Annotated in this window: 25 protein-coding genes; 14 read left to right on the top strand and 11 right to left on the bottom strand. The window is 65.4% G+C overall.

Annotated features, from left to right (window positions below; translation table 11 throughout):
* Positions 1-195 precede the first annotated feature (195 nt).
* A complete protein-coding gene (locus tag UNPF46_RS22645) occupies positions 196-870 on the top strand; it encodes an alpha/beta hydrolase family protein (protein ID WP_181770062.1) in 675 nt (224 codons plus the stop codon).
* 3 nt (positions 871-873) lie between these two features.
* Here UNPF46_RS22645 and UNPF46_RS22640 read toward each other — a convergent pair whose 3' ends face one another.
* Entirely contained in the window at positions 874-1,848 is a 975-nt protein-coding gene (locus tag UNPF46_RS22640; RefSeq protein WP_142251489.1) for a ketopantoate reductase family protein, read from the bottom strand.
* Positions 1,849-2,002: 154 nt separating this feature from the next.
* Here UNPF46_RS22640 and UNPF46_RS22635 point away from each other — a divergent pair, with 154 nt between their 5' ends.
* Positions 2,003-2,806 carry an enoyl-CoA hydratase-related protein gene (locus UNPF46_RS22635; protein WP_142251488.1) on the top strand — a complete coding sequence of 268 codons (804 nt, stop codon included), beginning with the start codon at positions 2,003-2,005 and terminating at the stop codon, positions 2,804-2,806.
* Positions 2,807-2,809: 3 nt separating this feature from the next.
* On the opposite strand, the gene UNPF46_RS22630 is transcribed toward UNPF46_RS22635, so the two are convergent.
* Entirely contained in the window at positions 2,810-3,082 is a 273-nt protein-coding gene (locus UNPF46_RS22630; RefSeq protein ID WP_142251487.1) for a hypothetical protein, read from the bottom strand.
* A 179-nt stretch (positions 3,083-3,261) separates the two neighbouring features.
* On the bottom strand, positions 3,262-4,146 hold the full coding sequence (locus tag UNPF46_RS22625; RefSeq protein ID WP_100179202.1) for a LysR family transcriptional regulator: 885 nt from the start codon (positions 4,144-4,146) through the stop codon (positions 3,262-3,264).
* Between the two features lie 111 nt (positions 4,147-4,257).
* On the opposite strand from UNPF46_RS22625, the gene UNPF46_RS22620 reads away from it, so the two are divergent.
* From UNPF46_RS22620 to UNPF46_RS22605, 4 genes are all read left to right on the top strand, one after another.
* A complete protein-coding gene (locus UNPF46_RS22620; RefSeq protein ID WP_142251486.1) occupies positions 4,258-5,625 on the top strand; it encodes an FAD-dependent oxidoreductase in 1,368 nt (455 codons plus the stop codon).
* Between the two features lie 32 nt (positions 5,626-5,657).
* A complete protein-coding gene (locus UNPF46_RS22615) occupies positions 5,658-6,662 on the top strand; it encodes an ABC transporter substrate-binding protein (protein WP_142251485.1) in 1,005 nt (334 codons plus the stop codon).
* 79 nt (positions 6,663-6,741) lie between these two features.
* Complete coding sequence (locus tag UNPF46_RS22610; protein ID WP_142251484.1) at positions 6,742-7,515, top strand: ABC transporter ATP-binding protein; 774 nt, start codon at positions 6,742-6,744, stop codon at positions 7,513-7,515.
* Positions 7,508-8,332 (top strand): ABC transporter permease, encoded by an 825-nt coding sequence (locus UNPF46_RS22605; RefSeq protein ID WP_181770061.1) that lies wholly within the window; start codon positions 7,508-7,510, stop codon positions 8,330-8,332. Before UNPF46_RS22610 ends, UNPF46_RS22605 begins: the two co-directional genes overlap by 8 nt.
* Before the next feature lie 112 nt (positions 8,333-8,444).
* Here the strand turns inward: UNPF46_RS22605 and gtdA are convergent, their stop codons facing one another.
* Positions 8,445-9,485, bottom strand: a complete 1,041-nt coding sequence (gene gtdA / locus UNPF46_RS22600) for a gentisate 1,2-dioxygenase (protein ID WP_142251482.1) — start codon at positions 9,483-9,485, stop codon at positions 8,445-8,447.
* Between the two features lie 172 nt (positions 9,486-9,657).
* Between gtdA and maiA the strand changes: the two genes are divergently transcribed.
* Complete coding sequence (maiA, locus tag UNPF46_RS22595) at positions 9,658-10,287, top strand: maleylacetoacetate isomerase (protein ID WP_142251481.1); 630 nt, start codon at positions 9,658-9,660, stop codon at positions 10,285-10,287.
* A complete protein-coding gene (locus UNPF46_RS22590; protein WP_181770060.1) occupies positions 10,277-10,789 on the top strand; it encodes a MarR family winged helix-turn-helix transcriptional regulator in 513 nt (170 codons plus the stop codon). The genes maiA and UNPF46_RS22590 overlap by 11 nt, the downstream gene beginning before the upstream one ends.
* 171 nt (positions 10,790-10,960) lie before the next feature.
* Here UNPF46_RS22590 and UNPF46_RS22585 read toward each other — a convergent pair whose 3' ends face one another.
* The 5 genes from UNPF46_RS22585 to UNPF46_RS22565 all read right to left on the bottom strand — a co-directional run bounded on the left by UNPF46_RS22585 (position 10,961) and on the right by UNPF46_RS22565 (position 16,249).
* Positions 10,961-12,574 carry a benzoate-CoA ligase family protein gene (locus tag UNPF46_RS22585; protein ID WP_142251479.1) on the bottom strand — a complete coding sequence of 538 codons (1,614 nt, stop codon included), beginning with the start codon at positions 12,572-12,574 and terminating at the stop codon, positions 10,961-10,963.
* Positions 12,571-13,710 (bottom strand): FAD-dependent monooxygenase, encoded by a 1,140-nt coding sequence (locus UNPF46_RS22580; protein WP_181770059.1) that lies wholly within the window; start codon positions 13,708-13,710, stop codon positions 12,571-12,573. The genes UNPF46_RS22585 and UNPF46_RS22580 overlap by 4 nt, the downstream gene beginning before the upstream one ends.
* A gap of 191 nt (positions 13,711-13,901) precedes the next feature.
* The gene (locus UNPF46_RS22575) at positions 13,902-14,117 is read right to left on the bottom strand and encodes a hypothetical protein (protein ID WP_097666597.1); all 216 of its coding nucleotides are present in this window, start codon (positions 14,115-14,117) and stop codon (positions 13,902-13,904) included.
* A 119-nt stretch (positions 14,118-14,236) separates the two neighbouring features.
* Positions 14,237-15,091, bottom strand: a complete 855-nt coding sequence (locus UNPF46_RS22570; RefSeq protein ID WP_142251478.1) for a cysteine rich repeat-containing protein — start codon at positions 15,089-15,091, stop codon at positions 14,237-14,239.
* Positions 15,092-15,247: 156 nt separating this feature from the next.
* The gene (locus UNPF46_RS22565) at positions 15,248-16,249 is read right to left on the bottom strand and encodes an NADP-dependent oxidoreductase (RefSeq protein ID WP_142251477.1); all 1,002 of its coding nucleotides are present in this window, start codon (positions 16,247-16,249) and stop codon (positions 15,248-15,250) included.
* Positions 16,250-16,461: 212 nt separating this feature from the next.
* On the opposite strand from UNPF46_RS22565, the gene UNPF46_RS22560 reads away from it, so the two are divergent.
* Together UNPF46_RS22560 and UNPF46_RS22555 are read left to right on the top strand one after the other, a co-directional pair.
* Positions 16,462-17,760: a dicarboxylate/amino acid:cation symporter gene (locus tag UNPF46_RS22560; RefSeq protein WP_100179213.1), complete on the top strand. Its 1,299-nt coding sequence runs from the start codon at positions 16,462-16,464 to the stop codon at positions 17,758-17,760.
* Positions 17,761-17,769: 9 nt separating this feature from the next.
* Positions 17,770-18,696, top strand: coding sequence for an amino acid ABC transporter substrate-binding protein (locus UNPF46_RS22555; protein WP_142251476.1), 927 nt, complete (start codon positions 17,770-17,772; stop codon positions 18,694-18,696).
* Between the two features lie 188 nt (positions 18,697-18,884).
* Here UNPF46_RS22555 and UNPF46_RS22550 read toward each other — a convergent pair whose 3' ends face one another.
* Positions 18,885-19,691, bottom strand: coding sequence for an ATP-grasp domain-containing protein (locus tag UNPF46_RS22550; protein ID WP_142251475.1), 807 nt, complete (start codon positions 19,689-19,691; stop codon positions 18,885-18,887).
* A gap of 384 nt (positions 19,692-20,075) precedes the next feature.
* Here UNPF46_RS22550 and UNPF46_RS22545 point away from each other — a divergent pair, with 384 nt between their 5' ends.
* From UNPF46_RS22545 to UNPF46_RS22535, 3 genes are all read left to right on the top strand, one after another.
* On the top strand, positions 20,076-20,849 hold the full coding sequence (locus UNPF46_RS22545; RefSeq protein WP_142251474.1) for a ferredoxin--NADP reductase: 774 nt from the start codon (positions 20,076-20,078) through the stop codon (positions 20,847-20,849).
* Between the two features lie 426 nt (positions 20,850-21,275).
* A complete protein-coding gene (locus UNPF46_RS22540; protein ID WP_245448436.1) occupies positions 21,276-22,979 on the top strand; it encodes an FMN-binding glutamate synthase family protein in 1,704 nt (567 codons plus the stop codon).
* Positions 22,980-23,079: 100 nt separating this feature from the next.
* Positions 23,080-23,319: a PilZ domain-containing protein gene (locus tag UNPF46_RS22535; RefSeq protein WP_100179217.1), complete on the top strand. Its 240-nt coding sequence runs from the start codon at positions 23,080-23,082 to the stop codon at positions 23,317-23,319.
* Positions 23,320-23,347: 28 nt separating this feature from the next.
* On the opposite strand, the gene UNPF46_RS22530 is transcribed toward UNPF46_RS22535, so the two are convergent.
* On the bottom strand, positions 23,348-24,643 hold the full coding sequence (locus UNPF46_RS22530; protein ID WP_142251473.1) for a hemolysin family protein: 1,296 nt from the start codon (positions 24,641-24,643) through the stop codon (positions 23,348-23,350).
* Positions 24,644-24,882: 239 nt separating this feature from the next.
* On the opposite strand from UNPF46_RS22530, the gene UNPF46_RS22525 reads away from it, so the two are divergent.
* Positions 24,883-26,869: methyl-accepting chemotaxis protein (locus UNPF46_RS22525; protein WP_142251472.1), on the top strand; the 1,987-nt coding region annotated here is incomplete at its 3' end.

Below are 26,869 nucleotides of genomic sequence, written 5' to 3'. Positions count from 1 at the left end.
CGCCGCTCCGACATCAAACTTCCGACCAAGGTCCAACCCAAACGCCAATCAGCAACGAATTTGCCGGTTTTTCAGCAGACTGCTAGGCGCCTCCGTTGGCGCGGGGCGCGCAGATCTGGGACAGCGCGAGGTCTCCTGTTTTCAGATCGCGGTCGCGCGGCTACGATCGAAGAAATTCATCGGGAACCTTCGGTCTTGGTCGAGACGCGCGAACTCAAGCTCGACATCGGGCGTATCGGCACGGTATCGGCGATCCTGACGCGGCCGGACCATGCGCGCGCCTGCTACGTGCTGGCGCACGGTGCCGGGGCCGATATGCGGCATTCCTTCATGGAGAGGGTCGCGGGCGGCCTTGCGAGCCGCGGCATCGCGACGTTCCGCTTCAATTTTCCCTACATGGAAGAGAAAAAGGGCCGTCCCGACCAGCCGGCCGTCGCCCACGCCGCCATCCGCGCGGCGGTCGCGGAGGCGGCGCGGCTGTGTCCCGGGGTGATGCTGCTCGCGGGCGGCAAATCCTTCGGGGGACGCATGACCTCGCAGGCGCAGTCCAAGGCGCCGCTGCCTGATGTGAGGGGCCTCGCCTTCCTTGGTTTCCCCCTCCATGCCGCCAAGAAGCCGTCGTCCGAGCGCGCCGAGCACCTCGCCGGCATCGGCATCCCCATGCTGTTCCTGCAAGGCACCCGCGATGAGCTTGCCGATCTCGGCCATCTCAGGCCCGTCATCGCATCGCTCGGGGCGAAGGCGACGCTGCATGAAGTCGAAGGCGGCGATCATTCATTCGCTGTGCTGAAAAAATCCGGCCGGACGAATGACGAGGCGCTGACCGAGGTGCTCGACACGCTCGCGGCCTGGATTGACCAGCTCGTCTGAGTTTCACGCCGAGTAAAGTCCCTTGTCGCGCGCCTTCTGAATCGCAAGCGCCGCGATCAAATCGAGTGTCGGCGTCGACAGGCCGGCCGTGCGCGCGAAGGCGGCGGGCGCTTTCACCAGCACGTCGATTTCCATGGCGCGGCCGAGCTCGTAATCCTGCAGCAGCGAGGGCTTGTGGTTCGGAGCTGGCCCGCTGCGCGTGACGCGCTTGACCTCGGGAATGAAGTGCTGGGCGATGTCGTTGGCCTCGTTCAGCATGCGCGGAATGACATCGGCAAAGGCCGGGTCGTCGCGCACGCCGCGCGCGGTCTGTCCGGTCAGCAGGCACAGCACCGACAGCGACATGTTGGTCAGCAGCTTTGACCAGATCGCCTCGCGAATCTCGGCCACCGGGGGCGATTCCAGCCGGGCGTCGTTGAAGGCATTGCGCAGTTTCGTGATGCGCTCGCAATTGCGGTCGTCGCATTCGCCGATCAGGAGGCGGTTGCGGTCCGGGGTGAGGTTGTGCACGACGCCGGGCGCGGTGACCTCGTTGGAGGAGAAGACGACGCCGCCGATGATCCGCTCCTTCGGAATGCAGGCGCGCAGGCGCCCGCCGGGGTCGAGGAAAGATATATCCGGCGGCGTCGGATGCCGCGGCGGCAGGCCGATCCCGTACCACCAGGGAATGCCGTTCTGGGCGAACACGATGGCGGTATCGTCCTGTAGCAACGGCTTGATGCTGGAGACCAGCCCCGTCAATGCGGTCGCCTTCAGCGTCGAGATCACCACGTCCTGCGGGCCGAGCTGGGCCGGATCGCCCGACGCGTTCACCTTGGCGCTGACCTCGGAATCGCCGACCCGCAGCTTGAGGCCGCCTGCGCGCGCGGCTTCCAGATGCGCACCCCGCATCACGCATGAAACGTCGTGGCCGGCCCGCGCCAGCCGCACCGCAATGTGGCTGCCGACGGCGCCCGCGCCGAAAATGCAGATGCGCATGATGATTCCGTCCTGTCCCTTGGTGCCATCGGGGCGGCAGCATGACACAAGCCGCCATGCGATGGGCGCGACCGCCCCACGCTGGAAAGATATGGATCCGAATGCGTCCTCTCGGCCATAGTGCACGCCAAGCAAAGAACCGGAGGGATCGCCGATGACTGCCAGCCCTGTTCTGTGGAGCCTCGATGAACGCGGGGTTGCGACCGTCACGTTGAACCGGCCAGAGGTCAACAACGCCTATGACGGCGCCTTGATATCAGGCGTGCTCGCCGCGATGGACGATCTGGCTAAGAAGCCGAACCTGTGCGTCGTCGTGCTGAGGGGGAACGGCAAGCACTTTCAGGCCGGCGCCGACCTCAAATGGATCAACGGCGTGCGGCCGCAATCGGCGGAGGCCAACGAGGCCGCCTCGCGCGCGACCTTCGAGGCGGTGCAGCGGCTCAACACGCTGCCGATCCCGACCGTCGCCCTGGTGCAAGGCGGCTGCTTCGGCGGCGGCACCGGCGTGATCGCGGCCTGCGATGTCGTGATCGCCGCGGACAACGCCCTGTTCTCGATCACCGAGGTGCGCTGGGGCCTGACGGCGGCCATCATCATCCCGCAGCTCTGCGACGCCATCGGCGTCCGTCAGGTCCGCCGCTACGCGCTGACCGGCGAACGCTTCGGCGCCGAGGACGCCCGCCGCATCGGCCTCGTCCACGATGTGGTGCCGCTCGCCGATCTGGAGGCTGCCGGAGCCAAGGTGGTCGAGCAGTTGCTCGCCAACGGACCCGAGGCGATGGCCGAGACCAAGAAGCTGGCGCTGGAGAGCTCGTTCGGAGGCATGGCGGTGGACGATGCCGCTTACACCCGCCTCGTGCAGCTGCATTCGGTCAAGCGCCAGAGCGCGGAGGCGGCGGAAGGGCTGGCGTCGTTCGCCGAGAAACGGGCAGGGAGGTGGAGCGGCGGGAAAGGCTGATCGTCAGCAGCCGCGGCAGATGTTGTTGATGCTGCGATAGACCGCCTCGTCCTCCTGCCGCATCTGGCGCAGCGTTTCGAGCGTCTGGCCGTCGCCGGCCGGTGCAGCAGGTCTGCGCTTTGCCGCGAGTTCTTCCTCCTGACGCTTGTAGCAGGCCTCGCGATCGGGCTTGGCCTGGATGAAGCGGCAGTTTTGCTCAACGGCTGCGGCGGGAGTGGCGGAGATCGCGACAGTGGTCAAGGCGGCGACAGCGTATTTCAGAACGATCGAATCCATGGCGGCTCTTCTCTCAGGCCCGCTGATCGAGGGCAACCGTCTTTTGGCAGGCGCGTAGCCCGGATGGAGCGGAGCACAATCCGGGACAGACCGACCGTATCGCACGACTTCCCGCGTGGCACGAAACCCGGATTGCGCTTCGCTCCATCCGGGCTACGGCACCGCATATTGGGTGCTCTCTACAGCGACGGCGCCAGCGACGTTTTCAGCAAAGTCAGCAGCGCTTGCACCGCGGCTGCATTGCGCCGCCGCTCGGGGACCGCGGCTTTCACCCACAATTCCGGAATCGGAAAGTCGCGGAGCACCGGCTTCAGCGTGCCGTCGCGCAAGGCATCGGCCACGAGATAATGCGAGAGCAGCGCGATGCCGTTGCCGGCGATGGCGCTGCGCGCCAGCACGTGTCCTTCGTTGGAGGAGAGCAGCGGGCTGACCTGGATGCTGATGCGGCCGCGCGGACCGTCGAAGATCCATTCGGGTCCCGTCGGCAGAAAGCTGAGGCAGCGATGCTCGACGAGATCGCGCGGATGCTTTGGCGTGCCGTGCTTCTTCAAATAGGCCGGCGAGGCACAGAGCAGGCGCTTCAGCGCGCATAGCGGCTCGTCGACCACGCCGCCGAAGGAATGCGGGAAGGCGCCGATGGCGATGTCAAAACCTTCGGTGACGGGATCGACCGGGCGATCGATCAGCACGATATCGAGCTTCAGCCGCGGGTTCTGGGTCTGGAACGCGCTGAAGGCATCGGCGAGCCGCGCCACCGTCAGCGAGGTCGGTGCCTTGATGCGCAGATGATCGACGAGATCGTGGCCCTTCTCGCCCATGCGCGAGAGCAGGTCAGCGGCATCGGTCACGACGCCGCGCGCGCGATGCACGTAGCGTTGGCCGGCCTCGGTGAGACGCAATTGCCGGGTCGACCGGTGAAACAGCGGCGTGCCGATCCGCGCCTCCAGCTGCGTGACGCGTTTTGCTACCACCGAGGTCGAGACATTCAGCCTGCGTGCCGCGGCGGAGAAGCCGGACGCATCGGCCGTGGCGAGGAAGGCCTGCAGGTTCACGAGGATGTCCATGTCGACCTTTCTCGATTCGCGAAAGCTGATCGCGTATTTTGGTGGATTGTAGCCCCTCTCGCGTTAATTCATAGTCGAGCTCAAGCAAGAGATTTTGGGAAGGGACGCGCCATGCGGGCCACGACGATCGACGAACCGGCACGGAAGGTGCCGCTCTATGGCGAGTACGAAGTCGTCGTGCTCGGCGGCGGCCCGGCCGGCATCGTGGCGGCGGCCTCAAGCGCGCGAGCAGGGCGCAAGACGCTACTGATCGAGCGCTACGGCTTCCTCGGCGGCATGGGGACGGCGGCCGGCGTCACCAATTTCTGCGGCCTGCATGGCAACGTCCATGGCGAGCACCGGCGGCTGGTGCAAGGCATGGCGTCCGAGCTGCTGGCGCGGATCGATCATTTGAACGGTCTCAACACGCCGCATCTGATCCTCGGCAAGGTGCTCGCCCAGGCCTATGACACCGCCGCCTACAAGATCGCGGCCGATCAGCTGCTCGCCAGCCACAAGGTGCACATCCTGTTTCACGCCCTCGGTGCCGGCGTGGTGATGGGCGACAACAGCCGCATCGATGCGCTGCTGGTCGAGACCAAGGCCGGCCGCCAGGCGGTGCGTGCGGAGATCTTCATCGACTGCTCCGGAGACGGCGATCTCGCCGTCTGGGCCGGGGCGCCGTTCGAGATCGGCGACGCGCACGGCCATCCGCTGTATCCCTCCATGATGCTCCGCCTCAACGGCATCGACCCTGACAAGGCCGGTGATGCCTGGCGGACCATTCCGCAATTGATGGAGAAAGCCGCGGCCGCCGGCACCCACACATTCCCGCGGAAAAGCGCGATCGTGCGGCCGCAGAAATCCGGCATCGAATGGCGGGTGAACTTTACGCAAGTGGCGCGCGAGGACGGCCATGCCATCAACGGCGTCGAGCCCGACGATCTCACCCGCGGCGAGATCGAAGGCCGCAAGCAGGCGCTCGCGGCCTACGAGTTCTTGCGCAGCACGGTCCCGGGCTTTGAAAAGTCGTACATCGTCGATTTGCCGCCGCAACTCGGCATCCGCGAGACCCGCCGCATCACCGGCGGCTATCAGCTCAGCGGCGAGGACGTGCTCGGCTGCGCCTCGTTCGAGGATTCCATCGGCGTCAACGGCTGGCCGATCGAGGCCCATGTTCCCGGCGATGTCGTCTTTACCTTCCCGCCGATCCCGGAATCGCGCGGCTACAACGAGCTGCCCTACCGGATGCTGGTCCCGGAAGGCGTCGACAATCTCCTGGTCGCCGGCCGCTGCGCCTCGATGACCCATGAGGGCCAGTCGGCGGCACGGGTTTCCGGTGCCTGTTTCGTGATGGGCGAGGCTGCCGGTTCCGCCGCCGCGCTGGCGCTCTCCGGAAACCGGATCCCGCGCGAAATCCCCATTGAAAAGTTGCAGGAAACGTTGAAACAACAGGGCGCCTTCATCGGGCGCGACCAGACGGTGCCCGAAGGATTGTGACGGGCTGCAATAAGCGACGGCGGAGGAACGGGATGATCGGGATGGTGCGGCTCGCACTTGCGGGCCTGGTGGCGATCACGGCGATGGGCACGGCGCGGGCCGAGGACGCGCTGAAGGCCAGGATCGGCGTGCTGCGCCTGTCCTCCTCCGCGCCGGTCTTCATTGCGCAGGACAAGGGCTATTTCCGCGAGGCCGGCCTCGACGTCGAGCTGAAGTTCTTCGACGCGGCGCAGCCGATCGCGGTCGCCACCACCTCGGGCGACGTCGATTTCGGCATCACCGCCTTCACCGCCGGTCTCTACAATCTCGCCGGCAAGGGCACGCTGAAGGTGATCGGCGGCATGAGCCGCGAGAAGGCCGGCTATCCCCTGATCGGCTATTTCGCCAGCAACAACGCCTATGCGGCCGGGCTGAAGACGCCCAAGGACCTCGCCGGCAAGCGCGTGGCGATGACGCAGGTCGGCTCCTCCTTTCACTATTCGCTCGGCCTGCTCGCCGACAAATACGGCTTCAAGCTTGCGGACGTGAAGATCGTGCCGCTGCAATCGCTGTCGAACGCGGCGGCCGCGCTGAAGGGCGAGACCGTCGATGCGGCGCTGCTGCCGATCTCCACCGCGCGAAAGCTGATGGATGAGGGCGGCGCGAAGTTCCTGGGCTGGGTCGGCGACGAGACGCCGTGGCAGCTGGGTGCGGTGTTCGCGTCGCCGAAGACGCTGACCAACAAGGCGCTGGTGACGAAGCTGCTCGGTGCGCTCGCCAAGGCCGACCGCGAATATCACGACGTCATCCTCGCCGCGATGAAGGACGGCGTTGCGCCGATCAACGACAAGACCAGGCCGCTCCTGGAGATCATCGCAAAATACACCAACCTCCCGGTCGAGCAGGTGGTCGGTAATTGCGCCTATATCGATCCCGACGGCAAGCTCGACGTGAAGAACGTCGACAACCAGATCAAATGGCTGCAGGAGCAGGGCTTCGCCGACAAGGGCTTTGATGCCGAGGCGATCATCGCCAAGGACTACGTGAAGGCGGATTGATGCTGACGATGGAGCCTCTCGCGGCGAGTGATCTGCCACCCTGCCCTCCAGGGGAGGGTGGACAAACGGTGCGCGCCGCATGGACCTGATCGCCAGCCACATCTCCCACCGCTTCGGTGATCTCGCCGTGCTGGACGACGTCTCCTTCACCGTCGGCGCCGGCGAGGTGGTGGCGATCGTGGGTCCCTCGGGCTGCGGCAAGAGCACGCTGCTGTCCATACTAGGTGGCCTCCTGCAGCCAACCTCTGGCGCGCCCGAGCTGCGCGGAGCGCCGCCGGCGGACAGCCTCAATCCGCTCACTTTCGTGTTCCAGGATTTTGCGCTGCTGCCCTGGGCCACGGTGGAGGAGAACGTCGAATTCCCGCTGCTGCATACCCAGCTCTCGGCCGCTCAGCGCCGCGCGCTGGTCGAGGACGCCCTGCGCCGGACGGGATTGACCGATTTTCGCCAGACCTACCCCAAGCAGCTCTCCGGCGGCATGCGCCAGCGCGTCGGCATCTCACGCGCGCTCGCGGTCAAGCCTGCGATCCTGCTGATGGACGAGCCGCTCTCGGCGCTGGATTCGCAGACGCGCGAACTCCTGATGGAGGATTTCGTTCGCCTGCTCGCCGATGGAGGCATGGGTGCGGTCTATGTCACTCATAATCTCGAAGAGGCTGCGCGGCTTGCCGACCGCATCGTCGTGCTGTCGCGCCGGCCCGGCCGCATCCGCGAGGTCGTCGCCGTGCCGATGACGCGCGCCGAACGCGGCGAGACGGCGGCGCGCGAAAAGCTGCTGGCGCTGCAGAACCAGATCTGGTCGCTGATCCGCAACGAGGCGATCGATGCCGAGCGCGAGGTCCAGCATGCTTGATCGCGCGGCAATGGACATGGCGTCCAAGAACGAGGCGACGCGTCGCGTCCGCTTTCGTGGCGCCGGCTTCGTACCGGCGTCGAGCCGATATGGCGGCTGGATCGCGCTCGCCTTGGTGATCGCGATCTGGCAGGCGGCGGGCAGTGCTGGTCTCGTCAATGCGCTGTTTCTGCCGACGCCCGCAGCCATCGTCCGCGCGATCTACCAACTCGCGGTCTCCGGCGCGCTCTGGCAGCATCTCTCGGCCTCGCTGTTGCGCATCGGGGTCGGCTGGCTGCTCGGCACTGCGGCCGGCGTCGTCGTCGGCTTCGCCATCGGCCTGTCGCGGCTGGCGCGCAGCATCGGCATCACCTTCATCTCGGCGCTGTTCCCGATCCCGAAGATCGCGCTGCTGCCGCTGCTCATTCTCTGGCTCGGCATTGGCGAAGAGCCGAAGATCGCGACCATTGCACTCGGGGTGTTCTTCTCGACAGCGATCTCGGTCTACAGCGGCGTCGATGCGGTGCCGCGCAATCTCATTCGCATGGCGCAAAGCTTCAACGTTCCCTTCGCAACCATCGTTCGCAAGGTGATCTGGCCGGGCGCGCTGCCGGCGATCCTCGCGGGTTTCCGCATCACGGCCTCGGTGGCGCTGCTGCTCGTCGTCAGCGCCGAGATGATCGGCGCCCAATACGGCATCGGCGCCTTCGTGCTGCAGGCCGGAAACCTGATGCAGACGGATCAGCTGCTCGCGGGCGTCGTGATCCTGTCGGTGTTCGGGCTCGCGGTCGGCAAGGTGATCGGCTGGCTGGAGATGAGGCTGTTGCACTGGCGGTAGCCGCAATCACCGCTGCCGTAGGGTAGGTAAAGCGCAAGCGTGCCCACCATTTTCAATGAGACGCGAAGACGTGGGCACGGCGCGTTGCGCCTTTGTCCACCCTACGAGATCGTCACGCGTTGCCGCGATCTTCCCTGAACAGATCCAGCTTCTGCTGCACCGGGCGGTCCGAGAAGCTGAACAGCACGGCGTCCTCATCGGCCTCGTGCGTCACCCAGTGCCAGCTCGGCACCACGAACAGATCGCGCGGGCCCCATTCGAAGACGGCATCGCCGATCCGGCTGCGGCCCTTGCCCTCGATCGGGCAGAACACCGTGGCATCGGTCGAGCGATAGCGCGCGGTCTTGAAACCCTTTGGCAGCAGCTGGATGAAGGTGCCGATGGTCGGCATCGCGAAATCGCCGGTCTCGGGGTTGCTGAACTTCAGCTTCAACCCGTGGCAGGCGTCCCACTCCTGGCCCGTCCTGGCCTTCTCCAGCGCCTCGCGCGTGTAGGCATAGGGATAGCTGAAGATCGGCGAAGTCTTCGAGCTCCGCTTGACGTCGACCGGCAGCAGATTGTGGCCGTAGCGTGCAAAACTGTCGCCCGCGGGTTTTGTAATTTTCTGCTGGTCCTCTTTTGAGCCTTCAGCAAAAGAGCAGTCGAAGAACTGCACCAAGGGAATGTCGAGGCCGTCGAGCCAGAACATCGGTTGATCGGTCTCGTTGGAATGATCGTGCCAGGTCATCGACGGTGTGATGATGAAGTCGCCCGGCTCCATCGCGGTGCGCTCGCCGTCCACGGCGGTATGGGCGCCCTTGCCTTCGAGCACGAAGCGCAGCGCCGACTGGCTGTGACGATGTGCCGGCGCGATATCGCCGGGCACCACCATCTGCACGCCGGCATAGAGCGAGGTGGTGATCTTGGACTGGCCGCGCAGGCCTGGGTTCTCCAGCACCAGCACCCGCCGTTCGGCTTCCTTGGCGGTGATGAGCTGGCCGGCCTCCGTCATGTAGTCGCGGATGACGTCGAATTTCCAGAGGTGAGGCCTGCAGGCGCTCTTCGGTTCCGGCGTGATCAGATCGCTCATCACCGTCCACAGCGCGGTGAGATTCTCGCCGTCGATCTTCTTGTAGAAGGCCTCGCGTTCCGGCGTCTTGGTCACGGCTTCCATGGCGGCGCTCCCGTTCGTTTGTTAATTGACAGTATACTGACGATCTAGGTAGCGTCAATGTTGGCGGTCGTCGGTTGTCGTCATTCCGGAGCGGTGCGATAGCATCGCATCCGGAATCTCGAGATTCTCGTTCGCGAGCCCCGGAATGACGTAAACAAGAGGGAGGGTCCCAATGAAGCTGCACGGCTATTTCCGCTCCAGCGCCGCCTATCGGGTGCGGATCGCGCTGAATCTGAAGGGCCTCAAGGCCGCGCATCTGCCGCATCATCTGCGCAAGGGCGAGCAATGCGCGCCCGCTTATCTCGCCATCAACCCGCAAGGCCTCGTGCCGGCGCTGGAGAACGGCGGCACGGTGCTGACGCAATCGGTCGCGATCATCGAATGGCTCGATGAGACCCATCCCGCTCCGCCGCTGCTGCCGAAGGATCCGCTGCGGCGCGCCAAGGTGCGGGCATTCGCGCTGGCGATCGCCTGCGACACCCATCCGGTGCAGAATCTGAAGGTGCTGGCGCGGCTGCGCGAGCTCGGTCTGCCCGAGGAGAAGGTCCAGGACTGGGCCGCCTGGGTCAACCGTGAAGGGCTGTCGGCCTGCGAGACGCTGATCCGGGACGAGCCCGGCCCGTTCTGCTTCGGCGATGCGCCGACGCTCGCCGATCTCTGCCTGGTGCCGCAGCTCGCCAATGCGCGCCGTTTCGGCGTCGATGTCTCGGTCTATCCGCGCCTGCTCCAGGCGGAAGCGGCAGCAAAGGCACTGCCGGCCTTCGCCGATGCCGCACCGGAGAAGCAACCCGATGCCGAGTAAACCGCCCGCTCCGATCACGATCGACGCAGTCTATGCCGCGCCGGGCTATCTGTTCCGGCGCATGCAGCAGATCGCGGTCTCGATCTTCATGGAGGAGTGCAAGGCGTTCGACCTGACACCGGTGCAATATGCCGCGCTGATCGCGATCCACACCCATCCCGGCATCGACGCCACGCGGCTGTCGGCGGTGATCGCCTTCGATCGCTCCACGCTCGGCAGCGTGATCGAGCGGCTCCAGGCCAAGGACTATATCGAGCGCAAGCCGGCGCCCGAGGACAAGCGGATCAAGCTGCTCTATCTGACCAAGTCAGGCGCTGCGATCCTGCGCGAGATCGTCCCGGCCGTCGACCGCGCCCAGGCGCGCATGCTGGAGCCGCTCAAGCCGGCGGATCGCAAGACGCTGATGGGGCTGATGTCGCAGCTCGTCGATCTCAACAACGAAGCCTCGCGCGTGCCGCTGCGTGCGGAGGATGCGCTGGAGCATCTGGGCAAGGCGGGGTGAGGGTCTCAGTGTCTCGTGTCCCGGACGCGCAGCAGCGCTCTTGCGCTGCTGCGCGTCCGGGACCCAGAAGTTGTGGCAGCGTGAAGCCTGGGCCCCGGCTCTGCAGCGCATCGCTTCGCGCTGCACTGCGTCCGGGGCACGGCACTTGTACCTACCGCCAAATCCCTCGCCTCACATCCGCAGCAGCGCCTGCCGGTCGATCTTCCCCGTGCCGGTCTTCGGAAGCTCGTCGATGAAGATCACCTCGCGCGGGTATTTGTACGGCAGCAGCTTGCCCTTGACGTAATCCTGCAATCGCCGCGTCGCGTCGCCCTGGTTGACCGTGCGGTTGTTCATCACCACCACGGCCTTCAGCGTCATCCGCCGGTCCGGCAGCTCGGCCGCGAACACCGCGCATTCGCGGATGTCGGGGTGATCGGCGAGGCAGAGCTCGACCTCGAGCGGATAGACCCACTGGCCCGAGATCTTGATGAGATCGTCGGCGCGGCCGCGGAAGAAGTGGAAGCCGTCGGCATCGCGCACGAAGCGGTCGCCGGTGTAGATCCAGCCGCCCTCGCGGATGGTCTCGGCGGATTTGTCCGGCCGGTTCCAGTACAGCGGCGTGTTGGAATCGCCGCGCACCCACAAGATGCCTTCCTCGTCGTCGGCGACGTCGCGACCGTCCTTGTCGCGCAGCGCGACCTCGTAGCCGGGCACGCGCAGGCCGGCGGCGCCGAGCTTCTTCTGCTCGAGGCGGTTGGAGAGATAGATGTGCAGCACCTCGGTCGAGCCGAGGCCCTCGACGATCTCGAGGCCCGTGAGCGTCTTCCAGCCGTTGAAGACGTCGGCCGAAAGCACCTCGGCCGCGGAGAGCGCCATGCGCAATGACGAGAAATCCGTCCTCTCTGCGCCCTCGGCCTTGGTCAGCGCCGTGTAGAGCGTCGGCAGGCCGAAGAAGACCGTCGGCCTGTACTGCGCGATCGCCGAAAAGATCGCGGCGGGCTTCGGCTGGCCCGGCAGCAGCAGCGTTGCGGCACCGGCCGAGAACGGAAAGGTGACGGAATTGCCGAAGCCATAGGCGAAGAAGATCTTCGGCACGGAGAAGCAGATGTCGTCAGGCGTCAGCTTCAGGATGTTTTTCGCGAAAGCGACCTCGCTATAGGCCATGTCGTGCTGGAGATGCACGATGCCCTTGGGCCGGCCGGTCGACCCCGAGGAATACATCCAGAACGCCATCTCGTTGCGATTTGTGTCAGCTTCCGCCAGCTCGGCGGGAAACTGCGCAAGCCAGCTTGCTGCCGCGAGCGCCCTCGGTGCGGCGTGATCGCCCGCCGGTCCGTTGGCGATGATCAGCGTCTGCAGCTTGGTATCCTTGCACGCCTCCGCATTGAAGCGAGCCGCGAACTCGGCGTCCGCCACCGCAACTCCAGCGCCGGAATCTGCGAGATAGAACTGCAGGAGATCGGGCGGCGTCAGCGTGTTGATCAGGAGCGGCACGAAGCCGGCGCGCACCGCGCCGAAGAAGGCGGCCGGGTAGGCCGGCGTGTCGTCGAGGAACAGCAGCACGCGGTCGCCGCGCGTCAGGCCGAGCGAGGCAAGACCGTTGCCCCAGCGGCAGGCCTCGTCGCAGAGCTCGGCGTAAGTTCGCGTGCCTGCCGGGCCGATCAGCGCGGGCTTGTCGCCGCGTCCCTTGCCGAGGTTATCAAACAACACCCGACTGGCATTGTAGATGTCGGGAACGGCAAAGCCGATCTCACGCGTCCCCGCGCTGTCGGCGGGCACCTGGTCGCGTATCTCGTTGCTCATGCCTCATCCCCACCGTTCTTGGCGGCCTCGTAACGCGCCATGAAGGCTGGCGACATGTGGCGCAGGCGTGCATCGTCGATGCGGCCGGAGCGGGTGATGTAGCTGTAGGCGAAATCCATCAGGCCCTGCTGCATGTGCTGGGCGAAATGCTCGTACCAGAACGCGCTGGTGCGGGCCGCGTTGACGAGCTTCTGCACCACCGGCTTTCGCGCGGCCTGATAGCGGTGCAATGCCGTGGTCAGGTGCGCATCCGATTCCAGCGCCTTGACCAGCGCAATGGCGTCCTCGATGGCAAGCCGCGTGCCCGAGCCGATCGAGAAGTGCGCCGAATGCAGGGCGTCGCCGATCAGCACCATGTTCTTGAACGACCAGTGCTCGTTCCAGACCCAGGGGAAATTGCGCCAGACCGATTTGTTGGAGACGAGGCAATGACCGCCGAGCGTGTCCGCGAACACCTCCTCGCAGACGCCCTTGGATTGCTCGACGTCCTTGTAGGCGAAGCCATAGGCCTGCCAGGTCGCGTGATCGCATTCGACCAGGAAGGTGCTCATGGTCGGCGAGTAGCGGTAGTGATGCGCGTTGAAAGCCCCGCGGTCGGTCTTCACGAAGGTCTGCGACAGCGTGTCGAAGCGTTTCGAGGTGCCGTACCAGACGAACTTGTTGGAGGAATAGGACAGCGAGGTGCCGAAATCGCCCTCATAGGCGCGGCGCACCAGCGAGTTCAAGCCGTCCGCGGCGACGATCAGATCGTAGCCATTGAGCTGGTCGATCGCGTGGATCTGCGTGTCGAAGCGCGGCGTGACGCCGACCTCGAGCGCGCGCTGCTGCAGGAACCTCAGCAGCTCGAGCCGCCCGATGGAGGAGAAGCCGACGCCGTCGATGGCGACGCTGTCGCCGCCGAGGTTCAGCGTGATGTTCTCCCAGCTCTCCATATGCGGCGCAATCGCGTCGACCGTCTCGGGGTCGTCGGCGCGCAGGAATTCCAGCGCCTGGTCGGAGAACACGACGCCAAAGCCCCAGGTCGCGTCGGCCGGGTTCTGCTCGAACAGGTCGACCTGATCCTCGGGGTGACGCTTCTTCCACAGATAGGCGAAATAGAGCCCACCGGGCCCTCCGCCAATCACGGCGATCCGCAACGCCTGCCTCCCTAATTGACAGTATACTTACTATCTAGGGGTAGACTAATGTGCTCCGGCGTCCCGCGCCAGCGGAATTATCGGCCAGGCGCGGACGCGCCGCAGCGCGTCTTCGGACTCACGTCTTGCGCGCGCCCGAAGCCGTCAGGTCCGAATCATAGCCAAACCGCGCCGGCTTGGCTATTCGCGTGTCAGACGCAGCGCTTCACGTAGACGCCGTTCACCAGCACCCTGGTGCAACGGACGACCGGAACCGGCTTGCGGACCACGACGGCCGCGTTCGGCCCGGCGCAGCCGGCGCGATAGACGCCGCGGGCGCACACGACCGCATTGGCATCGGTGGCCTCCAGGGTCATGGTTGCGCCGAAAGCGAGGAGCGCAGACGCAACGAGCAGCAATGATCGCATGTTGTCCTCCCGGTCTTGTCGTGATCGAAATCGGATCAGCAAAGGATTTGTCGTTGCAGGCGTGCGAAAATTCATGCTCGCACGCTGCCAAATATCGATGGGCGCGTTGCGCGGAGGAGCTATCGCACCGTGAACGCCGCCAGCACGTCCCGGCACGCCGGCGACAGCGATGACGCGTTGTTCGCAAGGCACTGCATGATGCGGCCGGCGCCGACCTCGACGCCGGCACAGATCGTGCGGATGTCGGCGCCGCAGGCTGATCGGGCGACGAACAGCTCTTCGCGCGGCCGCATCGGACGCAGCACGAGCACGGTGGGCGCCGCGGCAGGGGCGGCTGCCGCGCCTGCAGACGGGGCTGCGGTGGCTGCCGCTCCGCCGCCGGTTGCCGCGCTGACGGCGCTTCCGCAGGCCGGCGAGACCCTGGCCTTGTTTTTCTCCAGGCATTCCAGCGCAGGCGCGCCGCCCGGCGGCACGCTGGCGCAGACCTTGGGATAATCGCCCCGGCACGCGCTCTTGATTGCGGCAAGTTGCGCGCTGCTCGGCTTGTTGGGCGCGGCCGCCTTCGGCGCCGCGGCGGCGGCGGCCGGCTTCGCAGCGGGAGCCGATTCGGCCTTCGGCGCCGCAGGTGCCGGTGCCGGCTCAGTCTTGGGAGCGGCTTCCTTGGGGGCCGCTTCGGTCTTCGGCGCGGCGGGAGCGGCTTCGGTCTTCGGAGCCGCCGGTGGCGCGATCGCGCGAACCGCGGTCTGGCATCCCGACGAGAGGCTGGACATGTTCTTCTGCAAGCACTGGAACGCTTCCGTGCCGCCGGGCGTCACGCTCGAGCAGTGCGCCATGAAGTCCGAGCGGCATGCGGACCTGATGGCGCTCTTCTGCGCATCGGTCGGCGCTTGCGCGAACGCGCCTGTTGCAGTTGCGAACAATGCCGCCGCCAGCAACGCCTTGCGCGTTGAGACTCGTTTCAACGTGTTGAACATCTGGATGAATTCCTGCCCTGTCGATATCGTTCGACGCTCAATCAAAGTCATGCAATCGCAATCGTCGCGCGTGATGCCTCGCGAGCGATATCATTGGCCGCTTCGGCCGCTACCGCAAGTGGATTATACCGGCGCGGATGTGCCGCGCCGAAATCGTCAGAGCCTGATCATCCGCTTGCCGCGGTTCTCGCCCGCAAGCAATCCGATCAGCGCCTTCGGCGTGTTGGCGAGGCCGTCAATGATATCCTCCTGCACCTTCAGCTTACCGGATTTCACCCAGGCCTGGAGGTCGGCGAGCGCGCGCGGGCTCTCCTTCATGTAATCCATCACGATGAAGCCCTGCATGACGAGCCGCTTCACCACGATCAGGCCCGGCACGCCGCGCGGGCCGTGCGCGGATGGTGTGCCGTCATATTGCGAGATCGCGCCGCAGCAGGCGATGCGGCCGTAATTGTTCATCTGCGGCAGGCAGGCTTCGAGAATGTCGCCGCCGACATTGTCGAAATAGACGTCGATGCCTTTGGGGGCTGCGGCACGCAACGCCTTGAACACGGCGCCGTCCTTGTAGTCCACGGCGGCATCGAAGCCGAGCTCGGTGGTCAGCCAGCTACACTTGTCCGTACCGCCGGCGATGCCGATCACGCGGCATCCCTTGATCTTGGCGATCTGCCCGACGATCGAGCCGACCGATCCCGCAGCCGCGGACACCACGACGGTCTCGCCTTCTCTGGGTTTGCCGATCTCCAGCAGACCGAAATAGGCGGTGAGGCCGGCGATGCCGAACACGCTGAGCAGATGCGTCATCGGCTCGAGCTTCGGCATCTTGGTGAGATGCTTTGCCGGCACCGCGGCAAATTCCTGCCAGCCGGTGTCGCCGAACACGATGTCGCCGGGAGCTAGCTCAGGCGCCTTCGAGCTGACGACCTCGGCGATGGCGCCGCCGGCCATCACGCTGTTGGCCTCCACCGCAGAACGATAGGTCGCGCCATGCATCCAGGCGCGGTTGGCGGCGTCCAGCGAGATGTAGCGCACGCGCAGCAGGGCCTCACCGTCCTTCGGTTCCGGCATGGCGCCGTCCACCATCTTGAAGTGCTCCGGGCCGAGCTTGCCGCTGGGTTTTTCGACCAGCAGGATCTGGCGATTGACGTTGCCGCTCATGGCGTTTCCCTCTTTGATCGTCTTGACGATTATTGATGCAGCCGTCGCAAAGAAAACGTGCAGGCCACATGCGTTGTGCGCTGCGTGAAGGCTAGATCGCGGCGCTCCATTTCACAACGGGAACATCCTGAAAACGCGATCACACGCAAAGCGTGTTGCGTCGCTATGATATCTGCGACATCATGAAGCGCCGGTGTACGTGGGGGTCAACGATGTCCAACAGGTTTACGCAATACATTCTGGCGGCGATGGTGCTCGGCATCATCATGGGGACGGCGATCTACAATTTCCTGCCGGATACCCGCGCCGAGTGGGCCTCTGCCATCAACCTGATCGCGATGATGTTCCTGCGCCTGATCAAGATGATCATCGCGCCCCTGGTGTTCGCGACGCTGGTCGGCGGCATCGCCCATATGGGCTCTGGCGCCAAGCTCGGACGCATCTTCGCCAAGACCATGGGCTGGTTCGTCAGCGCCTCCTTCGTCTCGCTGCTGCTCGGCCTCGTGATGGTGAACCTGTTGCAGCCCGGCGCGAATTTCCCGGGCACGCTGCCCGCGGCGGGCCAATCGACCGGCCTGCCGGTGTCGGCCTTCTCGATCGAGAAATTCCTGACCCATCTGATCCCGACCTCGATCGCGGACGCGATGGCGCAGAACGAGATCCTGCAGATCGTGATCTTCGCGGTGTTCTTCTCGGTGGCGATGGGCGCAATGCCCGAGCGCTCCAAGCCGATCCTGGCGATGATCGACGATATCGGCCACATCATGCTCAAGGTGACGAGCTACGTGATGCTGTTCGCGCCGCTCGCGGTGTGGGCCGCCATCACCGCGACGGTGGCCAAGAACGGCCTCGCCGTGCTCTGGAAGCTCGTCGTCTTCATGGGTGGCTTCTATCTCTCGCTGATGATCCTGTGGGCCATCCTGGTCGTGGTCGGCTTCATCGTGATCGGGCCGCGCTACAGCCATCTGCTGAAGCTGATCCGCGAACCCCTGATGATCGCGTTCTCGACCGCAAGCTCGGAGGCGGCGTACCCGAAGACGCTGGAGGGGCTCAACCGCTTCGGCGCCTCGTCGCGGATCTCGAGCTTCGTGCTGCCGCTGGGTTATTCCTTCAACCTCGACGGCACGATGATGTATTGCACCTTCGCCAGCGTCTTCATCGCGCAGAGCTACCACATCGACATGCCGCTCGGCACCCAGCTCGCGATGCTGGCGACGCTGATGATCACCTCGAAGGGCGTCGCCGGCGTGCCGCGCGCATCGCTCGTGGTGATCGCATCGACGCTGGCGCAGTTCAACATCCCCGAGGCGGGCCTGTTGATGATCATGGGCATCGACACCTTCCTCGACATGGGCCGCAGCGCCACCAACGTGATCGGCAACACGCTGGCGACCTCGGTCGTGGCCAAGTGGGAAGGCGAACTGGGGCCGGAGCATGCCATGGGGCCCGGCGACGCCGTGCCTGACGACATGATTCCCGGCGAAGTGCCCGCGATGGCCGGCCATGGGTAGGAGCGAACCATGGGCCGGATCGTGGCGAGGTCACTGACCTCAGGCTGCTTGTTGCTCGCGATGTCCCTGTTCGGGACGTCGGCGTTCGCCCAGACCGGCGGCGAAGGGCTCAGCCCGACGCTGGCGGCCGTCAAGAAAGCGCACGCCGTGCGGCTCGGCTATCGCGAGAGCTCGCCGCCGTTCTCCTTCCTCGACCAGTCGGGCCGTCCGATCGGCTACAGCCTCGAGCTCTGCGAGGCCATCGTCGAGGAGATCGGCGTCGAGGTCGACGATCCCAATCTCAGGATCGACTACGTCAAGGTGACCTCGGACGACCGCATCGATGCCGTGCTCCAGAACAAGATCGACCTGGAATGCGGCTCGACCACGGCCAATGCCGAGCGCGGCAAGCGCGTCGCCTTCTCGCCCCTGATGTTCGTCGCCGGCACCAAGCTGATGGTGCCGAAGGCGTCCAGCGTGCAGTCGTTGACCGATCTGAAGGGCAAGACCGTCGTGGTGACGAAGGGCACCACCAATGAGCAGGCGATCCAGGCCGCGGACAAGAAATTTTCGTTGGGATTGAACATCGCCGTCGGCGGCGATCACGAGCAATCCTACCAGATGCTCGCCGACGGCAAGGCCGATGCGTTCGCGACCGACGACATCCTGCTCTTCGGCCTGATCGCGCGCCACAAGGCGCAGGACAAGTTCCGCGTCACCGGCGATTATCTGTCCTATGATCCCTACGGCATCATGTTCAGGAAGGGTGAGCCGCAATTGTCCGCCGTGGTCGAGCGCACCTTCCGCAAGCTCGGCTCCAATCGCGATCTCGTTCCGCTCTACAACAAATGGTTCACCGCAAGGCTGCCCACAGGCGAACGCCTGAACGTGCCGATCTCGCTGCAGCTGGAAGAGGCGTTCAAGGCGATGGACGATTCCGCGGGCGCGAGTAATTAGCGGCGAGTCTCTCTTACCCTCCCCTGGAGGGGGAGGGTCGATCGCGCGCAGCGCGAGCGGGGTGGGGTGATCTCTCCACTCGGGCACTGTTGGATGTGGAGAGACCGTCACCCCACCCCGTCTCGCATCGCTGACGCGCTGCGAGCCGACCCTCCCCCTCCAGGGGAGGGTGGGCGCCTGCGCCTTGGCTATTTGCCGCCCTCCCCAAACACCCGATCCAGCGCCGCGTCATAGGTCGCCCGCACCAGCTCGGGATGCAGCTTGGCCAGCGCTTCCATCATCACGCCCGAGTTGATCTCCAGCACGCGCCAGCAGCCGTTCACGCGAACCACGTCGATCGAGGCAAAGACAATGCCGATGGCGCGCGCGGCATCGATCGCGAGCTTGACGCAGGCCGCGCGGGTCTCGCCGTCCTGCAGCAGCACCGGCTTCGCGCCGGCGTCGAGATTGTGCCGCCAGTCCGCGCCGCGCTGCTTGCTGTAGACGATCCGCGGCGCATCCTCGAGCAGCACCACGCGGACCTCGTCCTCGATCACCACATAGGGCGAGATCACGAGCCCTGTGCTCATCGAAAACACCTCGCCAGCCGCGTGGTCGAGCTCCGCCTCCGTCGTCACCTTGAACACCGAACGCCCCGAGGTTCCCTCGTTTGGCTTGACCACCACGCCTTGCGGATTGTCGCGCAGCAGGTCCAGCATCGCCTCACGCCAGGTCGCATCAACGACATTGCTGCCCAGCTTCGGATTGAGGAAGAGGCGATGGGGAATGCAGGGCACGCCCGCGAGCGCCAGCAGCTCGGCGGCGGCGGATTTGTCGTTGGCGAGGCGATGCGCGATGGCGCTGTTGAGGCCGATGTCGTAGCCGAAGGCGAAGCGCCGTGCCTCGCCGCGATGCATCGCGATCAGCCAGCCGCCGGCGCGGACATCGACCGCGATGCCGTGACCAGCACAATAACGCCGGATCGCCTGAACGAAGATTCGCTCGCTGCTCGCCAAGTCGTTCGTCCTGTCCTTGTCGTTCCCGTCGCCAAAAGCCGCAGAAATGCGGGCAACGGTGTCAATCCCGGGCGGAAATCAGAGCTATTCTTAATGAAATTCTCGCGAGCGCGACGGAAATTAAGTGCTGCATTCGAGCCCTGCAGGGAAAAGAAATTGCCCTCCCTGCGCGCCGGGCAGCAGATTCATTAATGATGCGGCCAATTCCGCCGCAAATGCCGGTTTGATCGGCATCAATTGCATCCGAAACGAGGTTGATTATTGGTCTCAATGGCGTAGATCACACACGCGAAATCCTCCGCCATGGCAATGGTGTCCGCCCGTTTTCAGGGCCGGGCCACGCTTTTGCCCGAAAAACCGCAATTATTCGGAATATCGAAAATCATGAGCGCGTTTTACCGAGAGAAGGTTCTTTCCGTCCAGCACTGGACCGACACGCTGTTCAGCTTCCGCGCCACGCGCGACACCGGCTTCCGTTTTCAGAACGGCCAGTTCGCCATGATCGGCCTCGAGGTCGACGGCCGTCCGTTGCTGCGCGCCTACAGCATGGCGAGCGCCAACCACGAGGAAGAGCTCGAGTTCTTCTCGATCAAGGTGCAGGACGGCCCGCTGACCTCGCGCCTGCAGAAGATCAAGGAAGGCGACACCATCCTGGTCGGCCGCAAGGCGACCGGCACGCTCATCACCGACAACCTCCTACCCGGCAAGCGGCTGATGCTGCTCTCGACCGGCACCGGCCTTGCGCCGTTCGCGAGCCTGATCAAGGACCCCGAGGTCTACGACCAGTTCGAGTCCATCGTGCTGGTGCATGGCTGCCGTCAGGTCTCCGAGCTCGCCTATGGCGAGAAGCTCGTCGCGAACCTTCGCGAGGACGAGCTGTTCGGGGAGCTGCTCGCGGACAAGCTGGTCTACTACCCGACCGTGACCCGCGAGCCGTTCAGGAACCGCGGCCGCATCACCGACCTCATCAACTCCGAGCAGATCTTCAACGACATCGGCCAAGGCCCGCTCGACATCGCAACCGACCGCGTCATGATGTGCGGCAGCCCGGGGATGCTCGAAGAGCTGAAGGTGATGTTCGAGAGCCGCGACTTCATCGAAGGCAGCGGCAACAAGCCCGGCCATTTCGTGATCGAGAAGGCGTTCGTCGAGCGCTGATTGTCTTTGTCCCCCTAGCGTGGGACGGCGTCGTCTCACACTCACTCGTCGTCCCGGACAAGCGCGCCCCAAGCGCGCGCCGATCCGGGACCCAGACCCACAGGGAGCAGTTTTGCGAAGGCTGGTAACCACCAGCTTTGCCCAACATCCCTTCCTGTGGTTATGGATCCCGGGTCTGCGCTGACGCTTGCCCGGGACGACAGCTGAATGCTTGAAATGCAGTTGTGGCCCATGCGCAGCCGTCAAGTGCTCCTGCGGGCCGCCGTCCCTCCTCCCCCTCATCCCTCTGCTGCACTGCAAAAGCCTATCCTCTCGGCTGATTGATTTGTCACGGCCGAATTCGCTAGCTTGAAACAAGGGCCGCGTCATATCCGTATGACAGGCGAGGGCGTATCGTACCGCCTCATGCTGGCGAGAGGATCGATCGTGGCCGACGACAACAAGACGCGGGAATCGCCCAACCATACATCCCCGAAGCGCCTGCCGCTGGCGGAGGAGGGGATCATGGAAACCCTGCTGCTGCCATTCTCGCCGCGCTTCATCGTGCTGACGATCTGCGCGGTGGTCACCGCGCTGCTGATCGGCATCGGGATCGTCGATCGCAAGATCTTCGACATCCTGCTGGTCCCGATCCTGATCTTCGGCGCGCTGACGCTGCTCGGCGTCCGCGATCTCCTGCAGAAGAGCCACGCGGTGCTGCGCAACTATCCGATTTCGGCGCATATCCGCTTCCTGCTCGAAGAGATCCGCCCCGAAATGCGGCAGTACTTCTTCGAGAGCGAGAAGGACGGCATGCCGTTCTCGCGCGATACCCGCGCGGTGGTCTATCAGCGCGCCAAGATGGAGCTCGACAAGCGTCCGTTCGGCACCCAGGAGGACGTCTATCGCGAGGGCTATGAGTGGATGCATCACTCGGTCTCGCCGAAGACGCATGCCCAGGAGAAATTCCGCATCAGCATCGGCGGGCCCGATTGCAAGCAGCCCTATTCGGCCTCGGTGTTCAACATCTCCGCAATGAGCTTCGGCGCGCTCAGCCCCAACGCGGTGCGCGCGCTCAATGCCGGCGCCAGGAAGGGCGGCTTCGCGCACGACACCGGCGAGGGCGGCGTCAGCCCCTATCACCGCGAGATGGGCGGCGACATCATCTGGGAGATCGGCTCCGGCTATTTCGGTTGCCGTCATCTCGACGGCAGCTTCGATCCCGAAGCGTTCGCACGCGTCGCCGGCGACGACCAGATCAAGATGGTCGAGCTCAAGGTCAGCCAGGGTGCCAAGCCCGGCCATGGCGGCGTGCTGCCGGCGGCAAAGGTTTCGGAGGAGATCTCGAAAATCCGCGGCGTCGCGATGGGCGAGGATTGCATCTCGCCGGCCTCGCATCGCGCCTTCTCGACGCCCGTTGGCATGATGCAGTTCATCGCGGAGATGCGCCGTCTGTCCGGTGGCAAGCCGGCCGGCTTCAAGCTGTGCATCGGCCATCCCTGGGAATTCCTGGCGATCTGCAAGGCGATGCTTCAGACCGGTATCTATCCGGATTTCATCGTGGTCGACGGCAATGAAGGCGGCACCGGCGCGGCGCCGCTGGAGTTCATGGATCATCTGGGCATGCCGATGCGCGAGGGCGTCAATTTCGTCCACAACGCACTGATCGGCATCAATGCGCGCGACCGCATCAGGATCGGCGCGTCCGGCAAGATCGCCACCGCCTTCGACATGGCGCGCGCGATGGCGATCGGCGCAGACTATTGCAACTCGGCGCGCGGCTTCATGTTCTCGCTCGGCTGCATCCAGTCGCTGAGCTGTCACACCGACCGCTGCCCAACCGGGGTGGCGACGCAGGATCCGACCCGTGCGCGCGCGCTCTATGTGCCGCTCAAGATCGATCGCGTGCACAATTATCACCACGCGACGCTGCACTCGCTGACCGAGCTGATCGCCGCGGCCGGGCTCGAGCATCCGCAGCAGCTGCGCCCGATTCATTTCAGCCAGCGCACATCGACCACCGACGTGAAGTCCTTTGCGCAGCTCTATCCGGCGCTGCGTCCGGGCGAGCTGCTCGAAGGCACGGAAGACCCGCGCTTCCGCGACGCCTGGCGGATGGCGCAGGCCGACACGTTCCAGCCGGCGCTGTAGGCGCGGCGCTCGCCCCACCGCGATGCCGGCCCGCGCAAGGCACGTCGCGAGCGGCGCGGGCCTTTAACATTTGGTTCAGCTTTGGGTGTAAATTGTGCCCATGGACGAACGGCGCGACAAGGCAAGGCATCGCGTGCTGAAGGCCGGAACGATCGAGTTCGGCGGCGGCGCGATCGACTGCACCGTGCGCAATCTGTCCGACACCGGCGCCGCGCTCGACGTCACCAGTCCCCTCGGCATTCCCGAACATTTCACCCTGTTCGTCCAGGCCGACGGCACGCATCTGTCCTGCACCGTGGTCTGGCGCAAGGAGAAGCGGATCGGCGTGAAGTTCGGGTGAGGTGACTTGGCGCGAGCTATCGCTCGATTCACCCCGTCTCGACCTCGCTCAACCGGCTTGCCAAGATCTTGTCGATACGCCGTCCGTCGAGATCGATCACCTCGATATGCCAGCCGCCGAAGTCGAAGGCGTCGCCGGCGTCCGGCAGCGCGCTGAACTGTTGCAGCACGAGGCCCGCCACCGTGTTGTAACGGTGCGGCGGCAATTCGACGCCGAGCAACTCGCCGAATTCGTCGACCGGCATCCAGCCGGAGATCAGGAACGAATCGTCTGCGCGCTTGACATAAGCCGGCTCCGGCGGTCCCGCTTCCGAATGGAAGGCGCCGACGATCGACTCGAGGATGTCGGCGGCCGTCACCATGCCTTCGAAGCCGCCATATTCATCATAGACGAAGCCGACGTGGACCGGAGCGGTTTTCAGGATGGTCAGCACGTCGCGCGCGTCTGCCGACGCCGGAATGCCGGGCGCCTCGCGCACCAGCGCGCGCAGGTCGGGCTCGCGTTCGTTCATATAGGCGACCAGGAGGTCCTTGGCCTGGAGCACGCCGATCGGCTTGTCACGGTCGCCGTCGGAGACGGGAAAGCGCGAATGCGGGCTGCCCGCGATGATGGCCCGGATGGCGGCGGGATCGTCGTTCAGATCGATCTCGTCGACCTCCGTGCGCGGCGTCATGACCGCGCCGACAGGCCGGTCGCCGAGCCGCATCACGCCGGCAATCATCTCCTTCTCGCCGGGCTCGAGCACGCCTGCGCTCTCGGCTTCGCTGACGAGGTGATGGATCTCGTCCTCCGAGACCTTCTCCTCGGCCTTGCCGCCGCGGCCGAGCAAGGTGAGGATCAGCTTGCCGGAGAGGTCGAGCAGAAAGACCAGCGGCAGCGAGACCTTCGCGAGCACGTGCATGGCCGGCGCAACTCTCACCGCGACGCTTTCGGGGTCGCGCAGCGCCACCTGTTTCGGCACCAGCTCGCCGACGATCAGGGTGGCGTAGGTGATGAGCGTGACGACGATGCCGACGCCGACGATGTCGGCAATGCCGGAAGACAGGCCGAGCTCGATCAGCCATTGCGTCAGCCGCTGTCCGAGTGTCGCGCCCGAGAACGCGCCGGAGAGCACGCCGACCAGGGTGATGCCGATCTGCACCGTCGAGAGGAACTTGCCGGGATCGGCCGCCAGCGTCAGCGCCCGCTCGGCACCGCGCACGCCCTTGGCGGCAAGCAGCGACAGCCGCGCCGGGCGGGACGAAACCACGGCCAGCTCGGACATGGAGAGCAAGCCGTTGATGACGATCAGGACGACGACGATGACGAGTTCCAGCGAGAGCATGATGTTCCGGAGGTAAGCCAGTGTGGCCGGACGGCGGCACAAGCCTTGATATAGGTATTCGGCGAGGAAGTGCCGGCAATTCTGCGCATTCGTACCGCTGGGAACCTGTGTCCCATGCGTCTCAAGAGCCCTCCGCGACGCCCTGACGCTCCGCGGAACTACGGATCGTTGCTTAACGACCCCTTAGTGGCGGCCGGGTAGGTTTTCGCCATTGCAGAAATCTATTCGGGGGACCCAAGATGCGCATCGGGAAACTTTTCGCGCTGTCGATGCTGACGGTGACGGTCTTCGCAGTCATCCTCGGCGCCGAGGTGCTGATACCCCAGACGCGCATCTTCACCAACCGCTCCGACGCGATCAAGACCGTCGATGCCTTCGGTGCGATGCTGACGGTCAGCCAGCACGTCGCCGGACTTCGTGCGCCCTACATCACCCCCATCTTCCAGGAAGGTGCGGCAACGCCGGCTCAGACCGAAGCTGCCACGAAGGCGGCGAAAGCGGCCGATGCCGGATTCGAAGCCGCAAGGCGCGCGCTCATGGTGGTCGATGACAGTGCAGCGATGATCGAAACCCTGGACCGCGCCGGCCGCCGGCTCAAGGACGTCGCCACGGCGGCAGATCGCGCGATGAGCGTTCCCCTGGCGGCGCGCGACAGCGCTGTGGTCAAGGGCTTCCTGCCTGCAGTTGCCGAGGTTATCAACAACATCGAGCCCATCATGAACCGGCTCGAAGGACACGTCGTCAATGCCGATTCATCGCTCGCCGCGCTCTTGAGCCTGGCGCGAACCGCGCAGGATCTGCGCGTTTCGGCCGGCAGCCGTGCCGCCACATTGTCGCCGGCGCTGTCCGCGCGCCGTCCGCTCGTGGCCGCCGAATTCTCGCTGATGGACCGCATGCAGGGACGTGTGGAAGCCGACCGCGAGCGCATCGAAGCCGGTATGGAGCAACTCGGCAATCCGCCCCGCATCGCCACGACGCTGAAGGCGGCGACGGAATCCTATTTTGGACAAGCAGCCTCGGTCGTAGAGAAGGAGATGCCTGCGGCGAAGAGCGACGGCAAGTACGGCATCACCGCCGACGAGTTGGCGAAGGTTATCGTGCCGGCCATCCAGATGTTCTACGGCGTGCGCGACGCTGCGCTGGCCGAAGCGGCCGAGCGCGCCTCGGCTGCGCGCAGCGGCGCCTTGGCGATGCTCGCGCTGGCGGGGGTCGCCGTGCTTGCCCTGCTCGGAACGCTCGCCGGCGTGACCATGATGCTGCGCAGCCGCGTGGTGACGCCGCTCGGCCGGATCGCGGACGTGATCGGCAAGCTCGCCGCCGGACAGCACGAGGTCGAGATCCCCGCGACGGGGCGCGATGACGAGATCGGCCAGGTGGCGGGCTCGCTGCAGCACTTCAAGGATTCGCTGCTCGCCAAGAAGGCCGCCGACGAGGCGGCCGCGGTCGAGGCCGACGCGAAGCTCCGGCGCAGCCAGCGCATGGACCAGGTCGCGCGCGACTTCGAAGCCATGATCGGCGATGTGATCAACACGGTGTCGTCGGCCTCGTCGGAGCTGGAAGCGTCCGCGGGAACGCTGACGAGCGCGGCCGATCAATCGGAAAAGGTCACCGCGACCGTCGCGGCCGCCTCCGAACAGGCCTCCACCAACGTGCAGACCGTCGCCGCGGCAGCCGAGGAGATGGCCTCGTCGGTCGACGAGATCAGCCGGCAGGTCCAGGACTCCGCGCGCATCGCCGGCGAAGCGGTGCAGCAGGCAGGGCGGACCAACGACCATGTCGGCGAGCTCGCCCGGGCCGCGGGACGGATCGGCGACGTCGTCGAGCTCATCAGCCAGATCGCAGGCCAGACCAATCTTCTGGCCCTCAACGCCACCATCGAGGCGGCGCGTGCTGGCGAGGCCGGGCGCGGCTTCGCCGTCGTCGCCTCCGAGGTCAAGGCGCTGGCCGAGCAGACCGCCAAGGCCACCGGCGAGATCAGCCAGCAGATCTCTGGAATCCAGACCGCGACGGAGGAGTCCGTCGGTGCCATCAAGGCGATCGGCGACACCATCACCCGCATGTCCGAGATCGCATCCGCGATCGCCTCGGCGGTCGAGGAGCAGGGCGCCGCGACGCGGGAGATCTCCCGCAACGTGCAGCAGGCCGCGCGCGGCACCCAGCAGGTCTCCGCCAGCATCGTCGACGTGCAGCACGGCGCGAGCCAGACCGGATCGGCCCCCCCCCAAA

This window comes from Bradyrhizobium sp. UNPF46 (assembly GCF_006658625.1).
GTDB classification, from domain to species: Bacteria; Pseudomonadota; Alphaproteobacteria; order Rhizobiales; family Xanthobacteraceae; genus Bradyrhizobium; species Bradyrhizobium nitroreducens.
The sequence above is the reverse complement of the archived record's forward strand: the minus strand, read 5'-3'. Positions and strand labels throughout refer to the sequence as shown.

What these genes read in the sequence shown, in the direction of transcription:
- UNPF46_RS22535 (WP_100179217.1), top strand. Translation starts at nt 23,080, where the DNA reads ATGGACGAACGGCGCGACAAGGCAAGGCATCGCGTGCTGAAGGCCGGA.
- UNPF46_RS22570 (WP_142251478.1), bottom strand. Translation starts at nt 15,091, where the DNA reads ATGTTCAACACGTTGAAACGAGTCTCAACGCGCAAGGCGTTGCTGGCG.
- UNPF46_RS22635 (WP_142251488.1), top strand. Translation starts at nt 2,003, where the DNA reads ATGACTGCCAGCCCTGTTCTGTGGAGCCTCGATGAACGCGGGGTTGCG.
- UNPF46_RS22565 (WP_142251477.1), bottom strand. Translation starts at nt 16,249, where the DNA reads ATGAGCGGCAACGTCAATCGCCAGATCCTGCTGGTCGAAAAACCCAGC.
- UNPF46_RS22640 (WP_142251489.1), bottom strand. Translation starts at nt 1,848, where the DNA reads ATGCGCATCTGCATTTTCGGCGCGGGCGCCGTCGGCAGCCACATTGCG.
- UNPF46_RS22545 (WP_142251474.1), top strand. Translation starts at nt 20,076, where the DNA reads ATGAGCGCGTTTTACCGAGAGAAGGTTCTTTCCGTCCAGCACTGGACC.
- UNPF46_RS22625 (WP_100179202.1), bottom strand. Translation starts at nt 4,146, where the DNA reads ATGGACATCCTCGTGAACCTGCAGGCCTTCCTCGCCACGGCCGATGCG.
- UNPF46_RS22610 (WP_142251484.1), top strand. Translation starts at nt 6,742, where the DNA reads ATGGACCTGATCGCCAGCCACATCTCCCACCGCTTCGGTGATCTCGCC.
- UNPF46_RS22575 (WP_097666597.1), bottom strand. Translation starts at nt 14,117, where the DNA reads ATGCGATCATTGCTGCTCGTTGCGTCTGCGCTCCTCGCTTTCGGCGCA.
- UNPF46_RS22620 (WP_142251486.1), top strand. Translation starts at nt 4,258, where the DNA reads ATGCGGGCCACGACGATCGACGAACCGGCACGGAAGGTGCCGCTCTAT.
- maiA (WP_142251481.1), top strand. Translation starts at nt 9,658, where the DNA reads ATGAAGCTGCACGGCTATTTCCGCTCCAGCGCCGCCTATCGGGTGCGG.
- UNPF46_RS22590 (WP_181770060.1), top strand. Translation starts at nt 10,277, where the DNA reads ATGCCGAGTAAACCGCCCGCTCCGATCACGATCGACGCAGTCTATGCC.
- UNPF46_RS22560 (WP_100179213.1), top strand. Translation starts at nt 16,462, where the DNA reads ATGTCCAACAGGTTTACGCAATACATTCTGGCGGCGATGGTGCTCGGC.
- UNPF46_RS22530 (WP_142251473.1), bottom strand. Translation starts at nt 24,643, where the DNA reads ATGCTCTCGCTGGAACTCGTCATCGTCGTCGTCCTGATCGTCATCAAC.
- UNPF46_RS22630 (WP_142251487.1), bottom strand. Translation starts at nt 3,082, where the DNA reads ATGGATTCGATCGTTCTGAAATACGCTGTCGCCGCCTTGACCACTGTC.
- UNPF46_RS22555 (WP_142251476.1), top strand. Translation starts at nt 17,770, where the DNA reads ATGGGCCGGATCGTGGCGAGGTCACTGACCTCAGGCTGCTTGTTGCTC.
- UNPF46_RS22605 (WP_181770061.1), top strand. Translation starts at nt 7,508, where the DNA reads ATGCTTGATCGCGCGGCAATGGACATGGCGTCCAAGAACGAGGCGACG.
- UNPF46_RS22615 (WP_142251485.1), top strand. Translation starts at nt 5,658, where the DNA reads ATGATCGGGATGGTGCGGCTCGCACTTGCGGGCCTGGTGGCGATCACG.
- gtdA (WP_142251482.1), bottom strand. Translation starts at nt 9,485, where the DNA reads ATGGAAGCCGTGACCAAGACGCCGGAACGCGAGGCCTTCTACAAGAAG.
- UNPF46_RS22585 (WP_142251479.1), bottom strand. Translation starts at nt 12,574, where the DNA reads ATGAGCAACGAGATACGCGACCAGGTGCCCGCCGACAGCGCGGGGACG.